This is a genomic window from Burkholderia sp. BCC0044 (assembly GCF_902832955.1).
In the GTDB taxonomy this organism is placed as follows: domain Bacteria; phylum Pseudomonadota; class Gammaproteobacteria; order Burkholderiales; family Burkholderiaceae; genus Burkholderia.
In genome coordinates this window covers 1-18,218 of record NZ_CADFDO010000014.1, presented here as the reverse complement: position 1 = coordinate 18,218, position 18,218 = coordinate 1, and the positions used below count along the sequence as shown (strand labels likewise).

General features: G+C 61.8%; 13 protein-coding genes, 1 tRNA gene and 1 pseudogene. All 15 read right to left on the bottom strand.

Annotated elements, in window-relative coordinates; genetic code table 11:
* Window positions 1-101, bottom strand: a 101-nt coding sequence (locus HWX14_RS36210) for a GTP-binding protein (RefSeq protein WP_033456734.1), incomplete at its 3' end; no start/stop codon positions are given.
* A 41-nt stretch (window positions 102-142) separates the two neighbouring features.
* Window positions 143-2,245, bottom strand: coding sequence for an elongation factor G (gene fusA / locus HWX14_RS36205; protein ID WP_039324185.1), 2,103 nt, complete (start codon window positions 2,243-2,245; stop codon window positions 143-145).
* A gap of 123 nt (window positions 2,246-2,368) precedes the next feature.
* Window positions 2,369-2,839, bottom strand: a complete 471-nt coding sequence (rpsG, locus tag HWX14_RS36200) for a 30S ribosomal protein S7 (protein WP_006477195.1) — start codon at window positions 2,837-2,839, stop codon at window positions 2,369-2,371.
* Between the two features lie 172 nt (window positions 2,840-3,011).
* Entirely contained in the window at window positions 3,012-3,392 is a 381-nt protein-coding gene (gene rpsL, locus HWX14_RS36195; protein WP_006400662.1) for a 30S ribosomal protein S12, read from the bottom strand.
* A 226-nt stretch (window positions 3,393-3,618) separates the two neighbouring features.
* Window positions 3,619-5,466: a DNA helicase RecQ gene (recQ, locus tag HWX14_RS36190; RefSeq protein ID WP_175886799.1), complete on the bottom strand. Its 1,848-nt coding sequence runs from the start codon at window positions 5,464-5,466 to the stop codon at window positions 3,619-3,621.
* Window positions 5,467-5,743: 277 nt separating this feature from the next.
* On the bottom strand, window positions 5,744-9,985 hold the full coding sequence (gene rpoC, locus HWX14_RS36185) for a DNA-directed RNA polymerase subunit beta' (RefSeq protein ID WP_175886798.1): 4,242 nt from the start codon (window positions 9,983-9,985) through the stop codon (window positions 5,744-5,746).
* A 21-nt stretch (window positions 9,986-10,006) separates the two neighbouring features.
* Window positions 10,007-14,113: a DNA-directed RNA polymerase subunit beta gene (gene rpoB, locus HWX14_RS36180; RefSeq protein ID WP_050013170.1), complete on the bottom strand. Its 4,107-nt coding sequence runs from the start codon at window positions 14,111-14,113 to the stop codon at window positions 10,007-10,009.
* Between the two features lie 381 nt (window positions 14,114-14,494).
* Entirely contained in the window at window positions 14,495-14,869 is a 375-nt protein-coding gene (gene rplL, locus HWX14_RS36175) for a 50S ribosomal protein L7/L12 (protein WP_047899578.1), read from the bottom strand.
* Between the two features lie 63 nt (window positions 14,870-14,932).
* Entirely contained in the window at window positions 14,933-15,430 is a 498-nt protein-coding gene (rplJ, locus tag HWX14_RS36170; RefSeq protein WP_021161756.1) for a 50S ribosomal protein L10, read from the bottom strand.
* Between the two features lie 308 nt (window positions 15,431-15,738).
* Window positions 15,739-16,437, bottom strand: coding sequence for a 50S ribosomal protein L1 (gene rplA, locus HWX14_RS36165; RefSeq protein ID WP_006482906.1), 699 nt, complete (start codon window positions 16,435-16,437; stop codon window positions 15,739-15,741).
* Entirely contained in the window at window positions 16,438-16,869 is a 432-nt protein-coding gene (rplK, locus tag HWX14_RS36160) for a 50S ribosomal protein L11 (RefSeq protein ID WP_006477201.1), read from the bottom strand. It lies immediately after the preceding gene.
* 141 nt (window positions 16,870-17,010) lie between these two features.
* Window positions 17,011-17,568, bottom strand: a complete 558-nt coding sequence (gene nusG, locus HWX14_RS36155) for a transcription termination/antitermination protein NusG (protein WP_006400672.1) — start codon at window positions 17,566-17,568, stop codon at window positions 17,011-17,013.
* 1 nt (window position 17,569) lies between these two features.
* Window positions 17,570-17,950, bottom strand: coding sequence for a preprotein translocase subunit SecE (secE, locus tag HWX14_RS36150; protein ID WP_175886797.1), 381 nt, complete (start codon window positions 17,948-17,950; stop codon window positions 17,570-17,572).
* A gap of 42 nt (window positions 17,951-17,992) precedes the next feature.
* A tRNA-Trp gene (locus HWX14_RS36145) sits at window positions 17,993-18,068 on the bottom strand.
* Window positions 18,069-18,127: 59 nt separating this feature from the next.
* Window positions 18,128-18,218, bottom strand: a pseudogene (locus HWX14_RS36140) (elongation factor Tu); the annotation flags it as partial.

Sequence of the window (18,218 nt, the reverse complement as noted above, 5' to 3'; positions counted from 1 at the left end):
GTCGTGATCGCTGCCGTCAGCGTCGTCTTGCCGTGGTCAACGTGACCAATCGTACCAACGTTCACGTGCGGCTTGGTCCGCTCAAATTTACCTTTTGCCATGATTCTCTTCTTTCAAAAATTATCGATTGGTAGCTACGGATTTACTTCGACTTCGCGCTGATGATCGCTTCAGCAACGTTGCGCGGAGCTTCAGCGTAGTGCTTGAACTCCATCGTGTACGTTGCACGACCTTGCGTCAGCGAACGCAGCGACGTCGAGTAACCGAACATTTCCGACAGCGGCACTTCGGCGCGCACGATCTTGCCGCCGCCAACCATGTCTTCCATGCCCTGGACGATACCGCGACGGCCCGACAGGTCGCCCATCACGTTGCCCATGTAGTCTTCCGGCGTCTCGACTTCGACAGCCATCATCGGCTCGAGGACGACCGGGTTCGCCTTGCGCATCGCTTCCTTGAACGCCATCGAACCGGCCATGCGGAACGCGTTTTCGTTCGAGTCGACGTCGTGGTACGAACCGAACGTCAGGTGAACCTTCACGTCGACGACCGGGAAGCCAGCCAGCACGCCCGACTTCAGCGTGTCCTGGATACCCTTGTCGACCGCCGGGATGTATTCACGCGGAATCACACCACCCTTGATCTCGTCGAAGAACTCGTAGCCCTTGCCTTGTTCGTTCGGCTCGAGCGTGATGACCGCGTGACCGTACTGGCCGCGACCACCCGACTGCTTGACGAACTTGCCGTCGACGTCCTTCGCCGTCGAACGGATCGTTTCGCGGTACGCAACCTGCGGCTTGCCGACGGTCGCTTCCACGCCGAATTCACGCTTCATCCGGTCGACCAGAATTTCAAGGTGGAGCTCGCCCATGCCCGAAATGATGGTCTGGCCCGACTCTTCGTCGGTCTGCACGCGGAACGACGGGTCTTCCTGAGCCAGACGGTTCAGTGCGAGGCCCATCTTTTCCTGGTCAGCCTTGGTCTTCGGCTCGACAGCCTGCGAAATCACCGGCTCCGGGAACACCATGCGCTCGAGAATGATCGGGTTCGCCGGATCGCACAGCGTGTCGCCCGTCGTCGCTTCCTTCAGGCCGACCGCAGCAGCGATGTCGCCTGCGCGAACTTCCTTGATTTCTTCGCGCTGGTTCGCGTGCATCTGCAGAATACGACCCAGACGTTCCTTCTTGTCCTTCGTCGAGTTCAGCAGCGTATCGCCCGAATTCACCACGCCCGAGTACACGCGGAAGAAGATCAGCTGGCCGACGAACGGGTCGGTCATGATCTTGAACGCGAGTGCCGAGAACTTCTCGTCATCCGACGCGCGGCGCTCTGCCGACTCGCCGTTTTCGAGTTCGCCCTTGACCGGCGGGATGTCGACCGGCGACGGCAGGAAGTCGATCACGGCGTCGAGCATACGCTGCACGCCCTTGTTCTTGAACGCGGTACCGCACAGCATCGGCTGGATTTCGCACGCGATCGTACGATCACGCAGCGCCTTGACGATGTCGGCTTCCGGCAGATCGCCTTCTTCCAGGTACTTGTTCATCAGGTCTTCGTTGGCTTCAGCAGCCACTTCGACCATCTTTTCGCGCCATTCCTTGCAGGTTTCCGCGAGCTCGGCCGGGATGTCGACGTAGTCGAACTTCGTGCCTTGCGACGCCTCGTCCCAAATGATCGCCTTCATCTTGATCAGGTCGACCACGCCCTTGAAGTTTTCTTCCGAGCCGATCGGCACCACGACCGGAACCGGGTTCGCCTTCAGGCGCAGACGGAGCTGGTCGTAGACCTTGAAGAAGTTCGCGCCGGTACGGTCCATCTTGTTGACGAACGCGAGACGCGGCACCTTGTACTTGTTCGCCTGGCGCCACACCGTTTCCGACTGCGGCTGCACGCCGCCCACTGCGCAGTACACCATGCACGCGCCGTCGAGCACGCGCATCGAACGCTCCACTTCGATCGTGAAGTCGACGTGGCCCGGGGTGTCGATGATGTTGATGCGGTGTTCCGGATAGTTGCCGCCCATGCCCTTCCAGAAGGCCGTGGTAGCAGCGGACGTGATCGTGATGCCACGTTCCTGTTCCTGCTCCATCCAGTCCATCGTGGCTGCGCCGTCGTGGACTTCACCGATCTTGTGGTTCACACCGGTGTAAAACAGAATGCGCTCGGTCGTCGTCGTTTTGCCGGCGTCGATGTGAGCGCTAATACCGATATTGCGGTAGCGCTCGATAGGAGTCTTGCGAGCCACTTTGATCCTCTACTGGGATGACGTGACGCAGCCCTGCTGCATCACGCTTCAACACAAACGGGCGAGGCGCCTGAAAAGCGCACCCGCCCGGAATTTATTTCCGCAAACAGCCCAGCCAGGCGCTTAGAAACGGAAATGCGAGAACGCGCGGTTGGCTTCTGCCATGCGGTGAACTTCGTCGCGCTTCTTCATCGCGCCGCCACGGCCTTCGGCCGCTTCGGAGAGTTCACCTGCCAGGCGCAGGGCCATCGACTTCTCGCTACGCTTCTTCGCAGCCTCACGCAGCCAGCGCATCGCCAATGCCATACGACGCGACGGGCGCACTTCGACCGGAACTTGATAGTTGGCACCACCAACGCGACGGCTCTTCACTTCGACCACCGGCTTCACGTTGTTGAGCGCAACCGTGAACACTTCCAGCGGGTCCTTGCCACCCTTGGTCTGGATCTGTTCGAATGCGCCATAAACGATGCGCTCTGCGACCGACTTCTTGCCGGACAGCATCAGCATGTTCATGAACTTGGCAACATCAACGTTACCGAACTTCGGATCCGGCAACACTTCCCGCTTGGGGACTTCGCGACGACGCGGCATGATTCTTCCTTTACTTGTTCAGTTGGAGCTGGATTCAGCTCCGCGGCCACCAACAAACCCGATCACATCTTCACGACTAACCAGCTTGGCCGGGTGACCACTTACTCGACAGCACCGGCAATCCGGCACTCCCGCCTTGACCGCCCTGCGGCGATCCCTGATCAAAAACTGCTTACTTGGCAGCCTTTGCACGCTTCGCGCCGTACTTCGAACGCGCTTGCTTACGGTCCTTGACGCCCTGGGTATCCAGCGAGCCGCGAACCATGTGGTAACGCACACCCGGCAAGTCCTTCACACGGCCGCCGCGGATCAGCACAACCGAGTGTTCCTGCAGGTTGTGGCCTTCACCGCCGATGTACGAAATCACTTCGAAGCCGTTCGTCAGACGAACCTTGGCAACCTTACGGAGTGCCGAGTTAGGCTTCTTCGGCGTCGTCGTGTACACACGGGTGCACACGCCGCGACGCTGGGGGCAGTCCTGCAGGGCCGGGCTCTTGCTCTTCGTCGTTTCCGACTGACGGCCTTTGCGAACCAGTTGGTTGATGGTTGGCATTGTTTATTCCTGAAATTGAACAAAATCTGCACGCCGATTTCGGGCAAAGCGAGAATCGACGCACAGTTGACTTCCGAACCGGCGAATCGGGTGCGAACTGTCGAACGCGACTCGGCCCACCGAATACCGGAACCCAGCATAATAGTCCGGAAATACCAACTAAGTCAACGGCTTGCGTGATTTGCCCGCCGACCGCGCGATTTACAGGAGGGGTCGGAACACTGTGTCAGGCCGATTCGACGACGTCGATGATCTCGTCGCCGAAACGTTCGAGCTTGCGCACGCCCATGCCGGGGATGTGGCGCAGGTCGTCGATCGTCTCCGGCGCGTTGCGCGCGATTTCGGCGAGCGTCGCGTCGTGGAAGATCACGTAGGCCGGCACGCCGTCCGTCTTCGCGGTTTCCGCGCGCCATGCGCGCAACGCGTCCCACCGTGCGCGCTCGCGGGCGCCCATGCCGGCCGTCGGGTCGACGCGCGTGCCGCTGCGGCTCGACGACTGGCGCGAGCGCTGCGGCTTCACGTAGCGGCGCAGCGTGACCTTTTCCTCGTTCTTCAGCACCGGCTTCGCGGCCTCGGTCAGCATCAGCGCGCCGAAACCGCCATGGTCGACGGCCAAGTAGCCGTACGCGACCAGCTGCCGGAAAATCGCGCGCCACTCGGGCTCGGACAGCGCCGCGCCGATGCCGAACGTGCTGAGCTGGTCGTGGCCGCGCTGCAACACCTTCTCGGTGCGCCCGCCGCGCAGGATCTCGATCAGGTGGCTCGAACCGAAATTGAAGCCGCTCGCGCGCTGCGCGCGGAACACGCACGACAGCGCCATCTGCGCCTCGCGCGTCGCGTCCCATGAATCGGGCGGCTCGAGGCACGTGTCGCAGTTGCCGCACGGCTGGCTCGCCTCGCCGAAGTAGTTCAGCAGCCGCACGCGGCGGCATGAAATCGTCTCGCACAGCCCGAGCAGCGCGTCGAGCTTCGACGTCTGCACGCGCTTGTGCGCGTCGTCCGCATCCGACTCGTCGATCATCTTGCGCTGCTGGACGACGTCGCCGAGGCCATACGCCATCCACGCGTTCGCCGGCATCCCGTCGCGACCCGCGCGACCGGTTTCCTGGTAGTAGCCCTCGACGCTCTTCGGCAAGTCCAGGTGCGCGACGAAACGCACGTCCGGCTTGTCGATGCCCATGCCGAACGCGATCGTCGCGCACATCACGATGCCTTCCTCGCGCTGGAACATCTCCTGGTGCTTCTGCCGCACCTCGAACTCCATGCCCGCGTGATACGGCAGCGCGCGCACGCCCTGCGCCTTCAACCACTCGGCCGTTTCCTCGACCTTGCGGCGCGACAGGCAATAGACGACACCGGCATCCGTCGTGCCGTCGGCGTTCGTGTGTTCGGCGCGAATGAAGTCGAGCAGCTGCGAACGCGCATTGTCCTTTTCGACGATCCGGTAGCGGATGTTCGGGCGGTCGAAGCTCGACACGAACACGCGTGCGTCGTCGAGCGCGAGACGATGGATGATCTCGTCGCGCGTGATCGCATCGGCGGTGGCGGTCAGTGCGATGCGCGGCACCGACGGGAAGCGCTCGTGCAGCACCGACAGCTGAATGTATTCCGGGCGGAAGTCGTGCCCCCATTGGGACACGCAGTGCGCTTCGTCGATCGCGAACAGGCCGATCTTCGCGCGCTCGAGCAGCTCGAGGAAGCGCCCGGTCATCAACCGCTCCGGCGCGACGTACAGCAGGTCGATTTCGCCTTCGCGCAGCGCGCGCTCGGTGGCCGCGGCCTCGGCGCCCGACAGCGTCGAATTCAGGTAGGCCGCGCGCACGCCGACTTCGCTCAACGCGGCGACCTGGTCCTGCATCAGCGCGATCAGCGGCGACACGACGATGCCGGCGCCCTGCCCGGCCTCGCGGCGCAGCAGCGCGGGAATCTGGTAGCACAGCGACTTGCCGCCGCCGGTCGGCATCAGCACGAGACAATCGCCGCCGCCGGCGACGTGCTCGACGATCTCGCCCTGCTGGCCGCGAAAGGCGGAGTAACCAAAGACTTCGTCGAGTATTTCGAGGGCGCGGGACATGAATGAGACCAGGGACGGCTAAACGATGACCGTAATTTTAACAACCCGCTCGCGCGACGCGTGGCGAATCGCACGATGTTGGCCATTCGGTCAGGGTTCGTTCGCGTGCATCACGGGCCTGTCGCGGTCATGCCGACGGCGATCGCGGCGCATGCGCCGGCGCGGCACAGGCACGTCATGCGCGTGAACGAAGGATGAAAAAAAACCGCCCGGCAGAACCGGGCGGTTTCGGCGACAGCGATGATAGCAAGGCAACGCGGCTTGCGCCGCGCCGCGCTTACTCGGCTGCCGGGTGTTGCGGCTCTTCCGCCGGCGCGCTCGGCGTGCCGAAGTCGAATGCCTCTTCCGCTGCGATCTGGTCGAAACGCTCGCGATCCGACGATTCCTTCGCCTTGCGCGCCTTGTGGAACGCGAGACCCGTACCGGCCGGAATCAGACGGCCGACGATCACGTTTTCCTTCAGGCCGCGCAGATCGTCGCGCTTGCCCATGATCGCCGCTTCGGTCAGCACGCGGGTCGTTTCCTGGAACGATGCCGCGGAGATGAACGAGTCAGTCGACAGCGATGCCTTCGTGATACCGAGCAGCACGTTGTCGTACGAAGCCGGGCGCTTGCCCTCGGCGATCATGCGATCGTTCTCGTCCAGCATGTCGGAACGCTCGACCTGTTCGCCCGGGATGAAGCGCGTATCGCCGTTGTCGGTGATCTGCACACGACGCAGCATCTGGCGAACGATCACCTCGATGTGCTTGTCGTTGATCTTCACGCCCTGCAGACGGTACACGTCCTGCACTTCGTCGACGATGTAGCGCGACAGCGCCTCGATACCCTGCAGACGCAGGATGTCGTGCGGATCGGCCGGACCGTCCACGATCATTTCGCCCTTATTGACGACCTGAGCATCGTGAACCAGAACCTGCTTTTCCTTCGCGATCAGGAACTCGTGCTGGTTGCCCTCGAGGTCCGTGATGACGAGACGCTGCTTGCCCTTCGTGTCCTTGCCGAACGACGTCGTACCGGTGACTTCCGCGAGAATGCCGGCATCCTTCGGCGAACGCGCTTCGAACAGTTCCGCCACCCGCGGCAGACCGCCGGTAATGTCACGCGTCTTCTGCGCTTCCGTCGGGATACGTGCGAGCACTTCACCGACCTGCACCTGCTGGCCATCCTTCACGGTGATCAGCGCGCCGACCTGGAAGCCGATCTGCACTGCGTGTTCCGTGCCCGGAATCTTCACTTCCTCGCCGTTCGCGTCGAGCAGCTTCACCTGCGGACGCACGCTCTTCGAAGCCTGCGAACCGCGGCGCTTCACGTCGATCACGACCAGCGTCGACAGGCCGGTCACGTCGTCGATCTGCTTCGCGACGGTCACGCCTTCCTCGACGTTCTCGAACTTCACCGTACCACCGTACTCGGTGATGATCGGGCGCGTCAGCGGATCCCACGTGGCGAGCTGCGTGCCGGCCTTGATCGTCGCGCCGTCGAGCTGCAGCAGCGTCGCGCCGTACGGCACTTTGTGACGCTCGCGCTCGCGACCGAAGTCGTCGGTGATCATCGCTTCGCCCGAACGGGAAATGACGATCTGCTCGCCCTTCGCGTTCGTGACGTAGCGCATCGTCGCCGTGAAGCGGACGATACCGTTGCTCTTCGCTTCGACCGACGACGCCACTGCCGCACGCGATGCCGCACCACCGATGTGGAACGTACGCATCGTCAGCTGCGTGCCCGGTTCGCCGATCGACTGCGCCGCGATCACGCCGACTGCTTCGCCGACGTTCACGAGCGAGCCGCGGCCGAGATCGCGGCCGTAGCAGGCTGCGCACAGGCCGTAACGCGTTTCGCAGGTCAGCGGCGTGCGCACGCGCACTTCGTCGATGCCGAGGCGTTCGATTTCCTCGACCGCCGTTTCGTCGAGCAGCGTGCCCGATTCGTACAGCGTTTCCTGCGTTTCCGGATTCACGACGTCCGCCACCGCGACGCGGCCGAGGATACGGTCGCGCAGCGCTTCGACGACTTCACCGCCTTCGACGAGTGCCTTCATCGCCACGCCGTTCGACGTGCCGCAATCGTCTTCCACCACGACCAGATCCTGCGTGACGTCGACCAGACGACGCGTCAGGTAACCCGAGTTCGCGGTCTTCAGTGCCGTATCAGCCAGACCCTTACGTGCACCGTGGGTCGAGATGAAGTACTGCAACACGTTCAGACCTTCGCGGAAGTTCGCGGTAATCGGCGTCTCGATAATCGAGCCGTCCGGCTTCGCCATCAGGCCACGCATACCGGCCAGCTGACGAATCTGAACCGCCGAACCCCGGGCGCCCGAGTCGGCCATCATGTAGATCGAGTTGAACGACTCCTGGCGCGTCTCGTTGCCGTCGCGGTCCGTCACCGGCTCCGTCGACAGCTGCTCCATCATCGCCTTGCCGACCGCTTCCGACGTCGCCGACCAGATGTCGACCACGTTGTTGTAGCGTTCCTGCGCGGTGACGAGACCCGACATGTACTGGCGGTCGTACTCCTTCACCTTCTTCGCGGCGTCGCCGACGATCGTTTCCTTCTGCGGCGGCACGAGCATGTCGTCCACGCAGATCGAAATACCGGCGCGCGTCGCGAGACGGAAACCCGACTGCATCAGCTGATCGGCGAACACCACCGTCGCGCGCAGACCGCACTTGCGGAACGCCGTGTTGATCAGGCGCGAGATTTCCTTCTTCTTCAGCGGCTTGTTCAGCACCGAGAACGGCAGGCCGTGCGGCAGGATCTCCGACAGGATCGCGCGACCGACGGTCGTCGCGTACAGCGAGATCTTCGGCACGAATTTCGGCGCGCCTTCCGACGTGTCTTCGTTGTGGACCATTTCGGTGATCCGCACGTTGACGCGCGAGGCCAGCTCGACTTCCTTGTTCTCGTACGCGCGGATCACTTCCGACACGCCCGTGAACGACAGGCCTTCGCCCTTGGCGTTGACCGCTTCGCGGGTCGCGTAGTACAGACCCAGCACGATATCCTGCGACGGCACGATCGACGGATCGCCGTTGGCCGGGAACAGCACGTTGTTCGACGCCAGCATCAGCGTGCGTGCTTCCATCTGCGCTTCGAGCGACAGCGGCACGTGAACGGCCATCTGGTCACCGTCGAAGTCGGCGTTGAACGCCGCGCAGACGAGCGGGTGCAGCTGAATCGCCTTGCCTTCGATCAGCACCGGCTCGAACGCCTGGATACCGAGACGGTGCAGCGTCGGCGCACGGTTCAGCATCACCGGGTGCTCGCGGATCACCTCTTCGAGGATGTCCCACACCACCGGCGTCTGGTTCTCGACTTCCTTCTTCGCAGCCTTGATGGTCGTCGCGACGCCCATCACTTCCAGCTTGTTGAAGATGAACGGCTTGAACAGCTCGAGCGCCATCAGCTTCGGCAGACCGCACTGGTGCAGCTTCAGCGTCGGGCCGACCACGATGACCGAACGGCCCGAGTAGTCGACGCGCTTGCCCAGCAGGTTCTGACGGAAACGCCCGCCCTTGCCCTTGATCATGTCGGCGAGCGACTTCAGCGGACGCTTGTTCGCGCCCGTCATCGCCTTGCCGCGACGACCGTTGTCGAGCAGCGAGTCGACGGCTTCCTGCAGCATCCGCTTTTCGTTGCGGACGATGATTTCAGGCGCCTTCAGCTCGAGCAGACGCTTCAACCGGTTGTTACGGTTGATCACGCGGCGATACAGGTCGTTCAGGTCCGACGTCGCGAAACGGCCGCCGTCCAGCGGCACCAGCGGACGCAGTTCCGGCGGCAGCACCGGCAGCACTTCGAGGATCATCCACTCGGGCTTGATGCCCGAGCGCTGGAATGCCTCGAGGACCTTCAGGCGCTTCGCGTACTTCTTGATCTTCGCTTCCGAGCCGGTGTTCTTCAGCTCGGTGCGCAGCGTCTCGACCTGCTCGTCGATGTTGATCGCGCGCAGCAGTTCACGCACGCCTTCCGCGCCCATTTCGGCACGGAATTCGTCGCCGTATTCCTCGACCTTGTTGTAGTAATCCTCTTCGGTCATGATCTGCCGCGCCTTCAGCGGCGTCATGCCCGGTTCGATCACCACGTACGCTTCGAAGTACAGCACGCGTTCGATGTCGCGCAGCGTCATGTCGAGCACCATGCCCAGACGCGACGGCAGCGACTTCAGGAACCAGATGTGCGCGACCGGCGAGGCCAGTTCGATGTGGCCCATCCGTTCGCGACGCACCTTCGCCAGCGTCACTTCGACGCCGCACTTCTCGCAGATCACGCCACGGTGCTTCAGGCGCTTGTACTTGCCGCACAGGCACTCGTAGTCCTTGATCGGCCCGAAGATCTTCGCGCAGAACAGACCATCGCGTTCCGGCTTGAACGTACGGTAGTTGATGGTCTCCGGCTTCTTCACTTCGCCGAACGACCACGAACGGATCTTGTCGGGCGAGGCCAGACCGATCTTGATCGCGTCGAAAACTTCTTCCTGTTGGACTTGCTTGAATAGATCGAGCAGAGCTTTCATTGCTTTCTCTCCGTAGTCCGATTAATTGCGGTCGAGATCGATATCGATACCGAGCGAGCGGATTTCCTTCACGAGCACGTTGAAGGATTCCGGCATGCCTGCATCGATCACGTGATCGCCCTTGACGAGGTTTTCGTACACCTTCGTCCGGCCGGTCACGTCGTCCGACTTCACCGTCAGCATTTCCTGCAGCACGTAGGACGCGCCGTACGCTTCGAGCGCCCACACTTCCATTTCACCGAAGCGCTGGCCACCGAACTGCGCCTTACCACCCAGCGGCTGCTGCGTGACGAGCGAGTACGGGCCGGTCGAACGTGCGTGCATCTTGTCGTCGACCAAGTGGTGCAGCTTCAGGTAGTGCATGTAGCCCAGCGTCACGCGACGTTCGAACATTTCACCCGTGCGGCCGTCGTACAGGCGGACCTGGTTCTTCGACGGGTTCATGCCGAGCTGTTCGGCGATGTCGTCCGGGAACGCGAGGTCGAGCATCTTGCCCATTTCTTCCTCGGTCGCACCGTCGAACACCGGCGTCGCGAACGGCACGCCTTCGCGCAGGTTCTTCGCGAGTTCGAGGATCTCGTCGTCGGTGAAGCTTTCCAGATCTTCCTGGCGGCCCGACTCGTTGTAGATCTTCGTCAGGAACACGCGCAGTTCCTCGATCTTCGCCTGACGCTGCAGCATTTCGCCGATACGCCAGCCGAGGCCCTTCGCGGCCCAGCCGAGGTGCACTTCCAGAACCTGACCCACGTTCATCCGCGACGGCACGCCGAGCGGGTTCAGCACGACGTCTGCCGGACGGCCGTCGGCCATGTACGGCATGTCTTCGATCGGGACGATCTTCGACACGACACCCTTGTTACCGTGACGGCCTGCCATCTTGTCGCCAGGCTGCAGGCGGCGCTTCACCGCGAGGTACACCTTGACCATCTTCAGCACGCCCGGCGGCAGTTCGTCGCCTTGCGTGAGCTTCTTGCGCTTCTCTTCGAACGCGAGGTCGAACTGGTGACGCTTCTCTTCGATCGAGTTCTTGATCGCTTCGAGCGATGCCGCTGCTTCGTCGTCGGCGAGGCGGATGTCGAACCAGTGGTAGTGGTCGAGGTCTTCCAGGTAAGCCTGGTCGATCTTCGTGCCCTTCGCGAGCTTCTTCGGACCGCCGTTCGCGACCTTGCCCACCAGCATGCGTGCGAGACGCTGGAACGCGTCGCCTTCCACGATGCGCAGCTGGTCGTTCAGGTCGAGACGGTAGCGCTTCAGTTCGTCGTCGATGATCTGTTGCGCACGCTTGTCGCGCTGGATGCCTTCACGCGTGAACACCTGGACGTCGATCACGGTGCCGCTCATGCCCGACGGCACGCGCAGCGACGTGTCCTTCACGTCCGAAGCCTTCTCGCCGAAGATCGCGCGCAGCAGCTTCTCTTCCGGCGTCAGCTGGGTCTCGCCCTTCGGCGTGACCTTGCCGACCAGCACGTCGCCCGCTTCGACTTCCGCACCGATGTACACGATGCCCGATTCGTCGAGACGGCCGAGCTGGACTTCCGCCAGGTTCGAGATGTCGCGCGTGATTTCTTCCGGCCCGAGCTTCGTGTCGCGTGCAACGACGTTCAGCTCTTCGATGTGGATCGACGTGTAGCGATCGTCCGCGACCACCTTCTCCGAGATCAGGATCGAATCCTCGAAGTTGTAGCCGTTCCACGGCATGAACGCGATCAGCATGTTCTGGCCGAGCGCGAGCTCGCCCAGGTCCGTCGAGGCGCCGTCGGCCAGCACGTCGCCGCGCGAGACCTTGTCGCCCATCTTCACGATCGGACGCTGGTTGATGTTCGTGTTCTGGTTCGAACGCGTGTACTTGATCAGGTTGTAGATGTCGACACCGACTTCACCTGCGACCGCTTCGTCGTCGTTCACGCGAATCACGATACGGCCTGCGTCGACGTAGTCGACCACACCACCGCGGAACGCCTGAACCGTCGTACCCGAGTCGACCGCGCAGGTGCGCTCGATGCCCGTACCGACGACCGGCTTTTCCGGACGCAGACACGGCACGGCCTGACGCTGCATGTTCGAACCCATCAGTGCACGGTTCGCGTCATCGTGCTCGAGGAACGGGATCAGCGAGGCTGCCACCGACACGATCTGCGACGGCGCGACGTCCATGTACTGGATACGATCCGGCGTGACCATCATCGTTTCGCCGGCTTCGCGCGACGACACGAGTTCGTCGATCAGCTGGCCGTTCTCGTCGATCGCGGCGTTCGCCTGAGCGATCATGTAGCGGCCTTCCTCGATCGCCGACAGGTAGTCGATCTGGTCGGTCACCTTGCTGTCCACGACCTTGCGGTACGGCGTCTCGAGGAAGCCGTACTCGTTCAGGTGCGCGTACAGTGCGAGCGAGTTGATCAGGCCGATGTTCGGACCTTCCGGCGTTTCGATCGGGCACACGCGGCCGTAGTGGGTCGGGTGCACGTCGCGGACTTCGAAGCCTGCGCGCTCGCGCGTCAGACCGCCCGGGCCCAGTGCGGAAACACGGCGCTTGTGCGTGATTTCCGACAGCGGGTTGGTCTGGTCCATGAACTGCGACAGCTGCGACGAACCGAAGAACTCGCGGATCGCCGACGAAATCGGCTTCGAGTTGATCAGGTCGTGCGGCATCAGGTTTTCGCTTTCGGCCTGGCCGAGGCGTTCCTTGACCGCGCGCTCGACACGCACGAGACCCGCGCGGAACTGGTTTTCCGCCAGTTCGCCGACGCAACGCACGCGACGATTGCCGAGGTGGTCGATGTCGTCCACTTCGCCCTTGCCGTTGCGCAACTCGACGAGGATCTTGATCGTCGCGAGGATGTCGTCGTCCTGCAGCGTCATCGGGCCGACGATTTCGTCACGGCCGACGCGGCGGTTGAACTTCATGCGGCCGACCTTCGACAGGTCGTACGCTTCTTCGCTGTAGAACAGACGGTTGAACAGCGCCTCGACCGCTTCTTCGGTCGGCGGCTCGCCCGGACGCATCATGCGGTAGATCGCGATGCGCGCGGCCGTCTTGTCGGTCGTTTCGTCGACACGCAGCGTCGACGAGATGTACGGGCCCTGGTCCAGATCGTTCGTGTAGAGCGTCTGGATGTCCTTGATGCCCGCTTCGCGCAGCTTCTCGAGCACGCTTTCCGTGACTTCGTCGTTCGCGCTCGCGATCACTTCGCCGGTGTCGCCGTCGACGACGTTCTTCGCCAGCACGCGGCCGAGCAGATAGTCTTCCGGCACCGAGATGAACTTGGTCTTCGCGGCTTCGAGGTCGCGAATGTGCTTCGCGTTGATCCGCTTGTCCTTCTGGACGATGACCTTGCCGTCGCGATCCGTGATGTCGAAACGCGCGACTTCACCACGCAGGCGCTCGGGCACGAACTCGAGTTGCGCGCCTTCGTCCATCAGCGTGAAGTTGTCGAACACGAAGAAGTTCGCGAGGATCTGTTCCGGCGTCAGGCCGATGGCCTTCAGCAGGATCGTGACCGGCATCTTGCGGCGACGGTCGACGCGGAAGTACAGGATGTCCTTCGGATCGAATTCGAAGTCGAGCCACGAGCCGCGGTACGGAATGATCCGTGCCGAGAACAGCAGCTTGCCCGAGCTGTGCGTCTTGCCCTTGTCGTGTTCGAAGAACACGCCCGGCGAACGGTGCAGCTGCGAGACGATGACACGCTCGGTGCCGTTGATGACGAACGAGCCCGTCGGCGTCATGAGCGGAATTTCGCCCATGTACACTTCCTGCTCCTTCACTTCCTTGACGACCGGCTTGTTCGGCGATTCCTTGTCGAGGATGACGAGGCGGACCTTCGCGCGCAGCGCGGAGCAGTACGTCAGGCCACGCTGCTGGCATTCCTTGATGTTGAATGCCGGCGAGGACAGCGCATAGCTCACGAACTCGAGGCGCGCGAAACCGTTGTGCGAAACAATGGGAAATACCGACGTGAACGCGGCCTGCAAACCCTCGGGCTTACGTTGCGTCGCGGGCACATCGGCTTGCAGAAACGTGCTGAATGATTCAAGCTGAGTAGCCAGCAAGAACGGAACTTGGTGAACGATGGGGCGCTTCGCGAAACTCTTGCGAATGCGCTTCTTCTCGGTGAAGGAATATTGCATACGATCTCCGAATCACGGCGGGTGCTATCGAGGCGGAATACCTGGACGTTTCAAACCCGAGTGTTCACCGACTGAGACCCGATGGCCGTTCGACGGCTTGAACGAGCCGAGAAGCTTGGTGGTTGGCCGCTACCAACCGCTGGCTGACGGCAGCGGATGCCTGTGTTGCCCGCTACCCGACCAAACTTGCCTTCTGCAGTCGCTTCAGAAGACAAAGAGAACCGCCAATCGTGCGTGACTCATCACAACGATCAGGCGGTTTTCTTTGGCTTCTGGGGCCGATTATTCGGGCTCCCGAATGAGTGCCAGAATAACGTCCCCACAAAGCACAAAAAGGCCGGCGGTGAAAATACCGCCAGCCTTCGCACAGCGCGCCGAAACTTACTTGATTTCGGCCTTCGCGCCCGCGTCTTCCAGCTTCTTCTTGGCTTCTTCAGCAGCAGCCTTAGCGACGCCTTCCTTGACAGCCTTCGGTGCGCCGTCAACCAGGTCCTTCGCTTCCTTCAGGCCCAGGCCCGTCAGTTCGCGAACGGCCTTGATGACCGAAACCTTGTTGGCGCCTGCCTCTGCCAGAACGACCGTGAATTCGGTCTGTTCTTCAGCAGCAGCAGCAGCACCGCCGCCTGCCGGGCCAGCGACTGCCACTGCAGCTGCCGACACGCCAAACTTCTCTTCGAACGCCTTGACCAGTTCGTTCAGTTCCAGAACGGTCATCCCTTCGACTGCTGCCAGGATGTCTTCTTTTGCGATTGCCATTTGAAATACTCCTAAATTGAATTCGGATACAGCCAGCGATCAGTAACGCTGATGCACGTTCGCTTACGCAGCTTCCGCTTGCTTCTTCTCGGCCAGCGCGGCGAGAGCACGCGCGAAGCCCGAAACAGGCGATTGCATAACGAACAGCAGCTTCGAGAGCAGTTCTTCGCGGCTCGGGATGCTTGCCAGCGCTTGCACGCCAGCCTTGTCCATCACCTTGCCATCGAACGAACCAGCCTTGATGACCAACTTGTCATTGCTCTTGCTGAAGTCGTTGACGACCTTGGCAGCAGCAATGGCATCTTCCGAGATGCCGTAGATCAGGGGACCAGTCATCTGCTCTGCCAGCGGAGCAAAAGGCGTACCTTCGACGGCGCGACGCGCCAGCGTGTTCTTCAACACGCGCAGGTAAACCTGTTGCTCACGCGCTTTCGCGCGCAGCTTGGTCAGATCGCCAACCGCAATTCCACGATACTCAGCCAGCACAACGGTCTGGGCCTTCGCGACTTGCGCGGAAACCTCAGCGACGACGGCTTGCTTGTCTTCTCTATTAAGCGGCACGGTTAGCCTCCAGAAACGATACGTTCGGCGTGGCCGGTATGGCCGAAACCTCACGTACCTCGTTCAACAACGGCGTCCGACCTCGTTAGGAGTATTTCCACCTCACGCCGCGAATCGCTTCGCGGCCTGCGGCTTCACCACTGCAAAACTTTTTCGGGTTCGCCATCTGCGTTGGCTTGAATTAAGGGATCGCCTGCCTGCTGCGCCCCACCAACGGTCTTTGATAACCGGTTGTCCGCCCTACTGCACGAACAACCGCCCAAAGCCCATGTAGGCCGCTTCGCGAACGAAGCGGCCCGAATACTTGCTTACTGCGCTGCCAGCGTAGCCTGGTCGACACGCACGCCGACGCCCATCGTGCTCGACAGTGCGATCTTGCGCAGGTACACGCCCTTGCTCGTTGCCGGCTTTGCCTTCTGCAGCGCTTCGATCAGCGCCGACAGGTTCGAACGCAGCGCGGTCGGCTCGAACGATGCACGGCCGATGGTCGCGTGGATGATACCGGCCTTGTCGACACGGAATTGCACCTGACCAGCCTTCGCGTTCTTGACGGCGGTTGCGACGTCCGGCGTGACCGTACCGACCTTCGGGTTCGGCATCAGGCCGCGCGGGCCGAGGATCTGGCCGAGCGTACCGACGATACGCATCGTGTCCGGCGAAGCGATCACGATGTCGAAGTCCATCTGGCCAGCCTTGATCTGCTCAGCCAGGTCTTCCATACCGACGATTTCCGCGCCTGCTGCACGAGCCTGCTCGGCCTTTTCGCCTTGCGCGAACACGGCAACGCGAACCGACTTGCCCGTACCTGCCGGCAGAACGACCGAACCACGAACGACCTGGTCCGACTTCTTCGCATCGATGCCGAGCTGGACTGCGACGTCGATCGACTCGTCGAACTTCGCGCTCGCGCATTCCTTCACGAGGCTCAGTGCGTCTTCGATCGCGTACAGCTTCTGACGGTCGACCTTGGCGGCAAATGCCTGACGGCGCTTGGAGATCTTAGCCATTTACACGCCCTCCACAGTGATACCCATCGAGCGTGCGCTACCAGCGATGGTGCGAACGGCTGCGTCCAGATCAGCTGCCGTAAGATCCGGCATCTTGGTCTTCGCGATTTCTTCGGCTTGAGCGCGCGTGATCGAACCGACCTTGTCGGTGTGCGGCTTGCTCGAGCCCTTGTCCACCTTCGCCGCCTTCTTGATCAGGACGGTTGCCGGCGGCGTCTTCATCACGAACGTGAAGCTCTTGTCAGCGAATGCCGTGATGACCACCGGCACCGGCAGACCCGGCTCCATGCCTTGAGTCTGCGCGTTGAACGCCTTGCAGAACTCCATGATGTTCAGGCCGCGCTGGCCCAGTGCCGGACCAACCGGCGGCGACGGGTTGGCTTTACCTGCAGGGATCTGCAGCTTGATAAAGCCGATAATCTTCTTTGCCATTTCAAACCTCATTGGAACGCCGGAGAAGGCGTTCGGTGAGTGATAACGCGCTTTCGCCGCTGGCTACTGACGCTCCTCAACGGCCATGACGCGGGCCGTAAGCGCGAAGGTGGGCAGCCGAGGCTGCCCACCGAATCGGGATCAAACTTTTTCGACCTGACCGAACTCGAGTTCGACCGGGGTAGAGCGGCCAAAGATGGTGACCGACACACGCACGCGCGATTTCTCGTAGTTGACTTCTTCGACGGTGCCGTTGAAGTCCGTGAACGGGCCTTCCTTGACACGCACCATCTCGCCGACTTCGAACAGGGTCTTCGGGCGCGGCTTTTCGACGCCTTCCTGCATCTGCGACATGATCTTCTCGACTTCCTTCGGGGAAATCGGGGTCGGGCGGTTACGCGCACCGCCGACGAAACCGGTGACCTTCGCGGTGTTCTTCACGAGGTGCCACGTTTCGTCCGTCATTTCCATTTCCACCAGCACGTAGCCGGGGAAGAAACGACGCTCCGTCACAGCCTTGTGGCCGCCTTTGACTTCGACCACTTCTTCGGTCGGGACCAGGATCTGACCGAATTTGTCCTGCATGCCAGCACGTTCGATGCGCTCCTGAAGCGCACGTTGCACGCTCTTCTCCATGCCGGAGTAGGCGTGCACGACGTACCAACGTTTTCCGCTCGGGGATGCCGGAGTATCGCTCATATCATTTCCAACCCAGAATCGCCGAGAAAATCACCCATTCGATCGATTTGTCGCTCAACCAGAGGAAAATCGCCATCACGAGCACGAAACCGAACACGACGAGTGTGGTTTGCGTTGCTTCCTTGCGGGTGGGCCATACGACCTTCCGGACTTCCTTGTACGAATCCTTGGCAAACGCGATGAGGCTCTTGCCAGGGGCGGACATCAGCCCGACGGCCACGCCGGCGACGATACCTACCGCCAACGCGGCACCGCGGACATACCACTGCTGATTGGCCAGCCAGAAGAAGCCCACGAATCCGGCCAACACCAGCAATACGCCCAGGGCCAGCATCAGCTTATCGCCGGAGGTATTTACAGTTTCGACGGATGGATTCGCCATAACACCTTAAAACAAATGCCACGTGGGACACGTGGCGATTTTTGGCAGGGGCAGAGGGAATCGAACCCCCAACCTTCGGTTTTGGAGACCGACGCTCTGCCAGTTGAGCTATACCCCTAAACCATGTTGGGGCCGGCTGCTGCCAGCCCCAAAACTGTCGATCAACGAATAACTGGCTTACTCGATGATCTTGGCGACGACGCCGGCGCCGACCGTACGGCCGCCTTCGCGGATTGCGAAGCGCAGACCTTCTTCCATCGCGATCGGA

Excerpts from the sequence above, each read along its gene's own strand:
- rpsG (WP_006477195.1), bottom strand. The coding sequence starts at position 2,839 with ATGCCGCGTCGTCGCGAAGTCCCCAAGCGGGAAGTGTTGCCGGATCCG.
- rpsL (WP_006400662.1), bottom strand. The coding sequence starts at position 3,392 with ATGCCAACCATCAACCAACTGGTTCGCAAAGGCCGTCAGTCGGAAACG.
- recQ (WP_175886799.1), bottom strand. The coding sequence starts at position 5,466 with ATGTCCCGCGCCCTCGAAATACTCGACGAAGTCTTTGGTTACTCCGCC.
- rpoC (WP_175886798.1), bottom strand. The coding sequence starts at position 9,985 with ATGAAAGCTCTGCTCGATCTATTCAAGCAAGTCCAACAGGAAGAAGTT.
- rpoB (WP_050013170.1), bottom strand. The coding sequence starts at position 14,113 with ATGCAATATTCCTTCACCGAGAAGAAGCGCATTCGCAAGAGTTTCGCG.
- rplL (WP_047899578.1), bottom strand. The coding sequence starts at position 14,869 with ATGGCAATCGCAAAAGAAGACATCCTGGCAGCAGTCGAAGGGATGACC.
- rplA (WP_006482906.1), bottom strand. The coding sequence starts at position 16,437 with ATGGCTAAGATCTCCAAGCGCCGTCAGGCATTTGCCGCCAAGGTCGAC.
- rplK (WP_006477201.1), bottom strand. The coding sequence starts at position 16,869 with ATGGCAAAGAAGATTATCGGCTTTATCAAGCTGCAGATCCCTGCAGGT.
- nusG (WP_006400672.1), bottom strand. The coding sequence starts at position 17,568 with ATGAGCGATACTCCGGCATCCCCGAGCGGAAAACGTTGGTACGTCGTG.
- secE (WP_175886797.1), bottom strand. The coding sequence starts at position 17,950 with ATGGCGAATCCATCCGTCGAAACTGTAAATACCTCCGGCGATAAGCTG.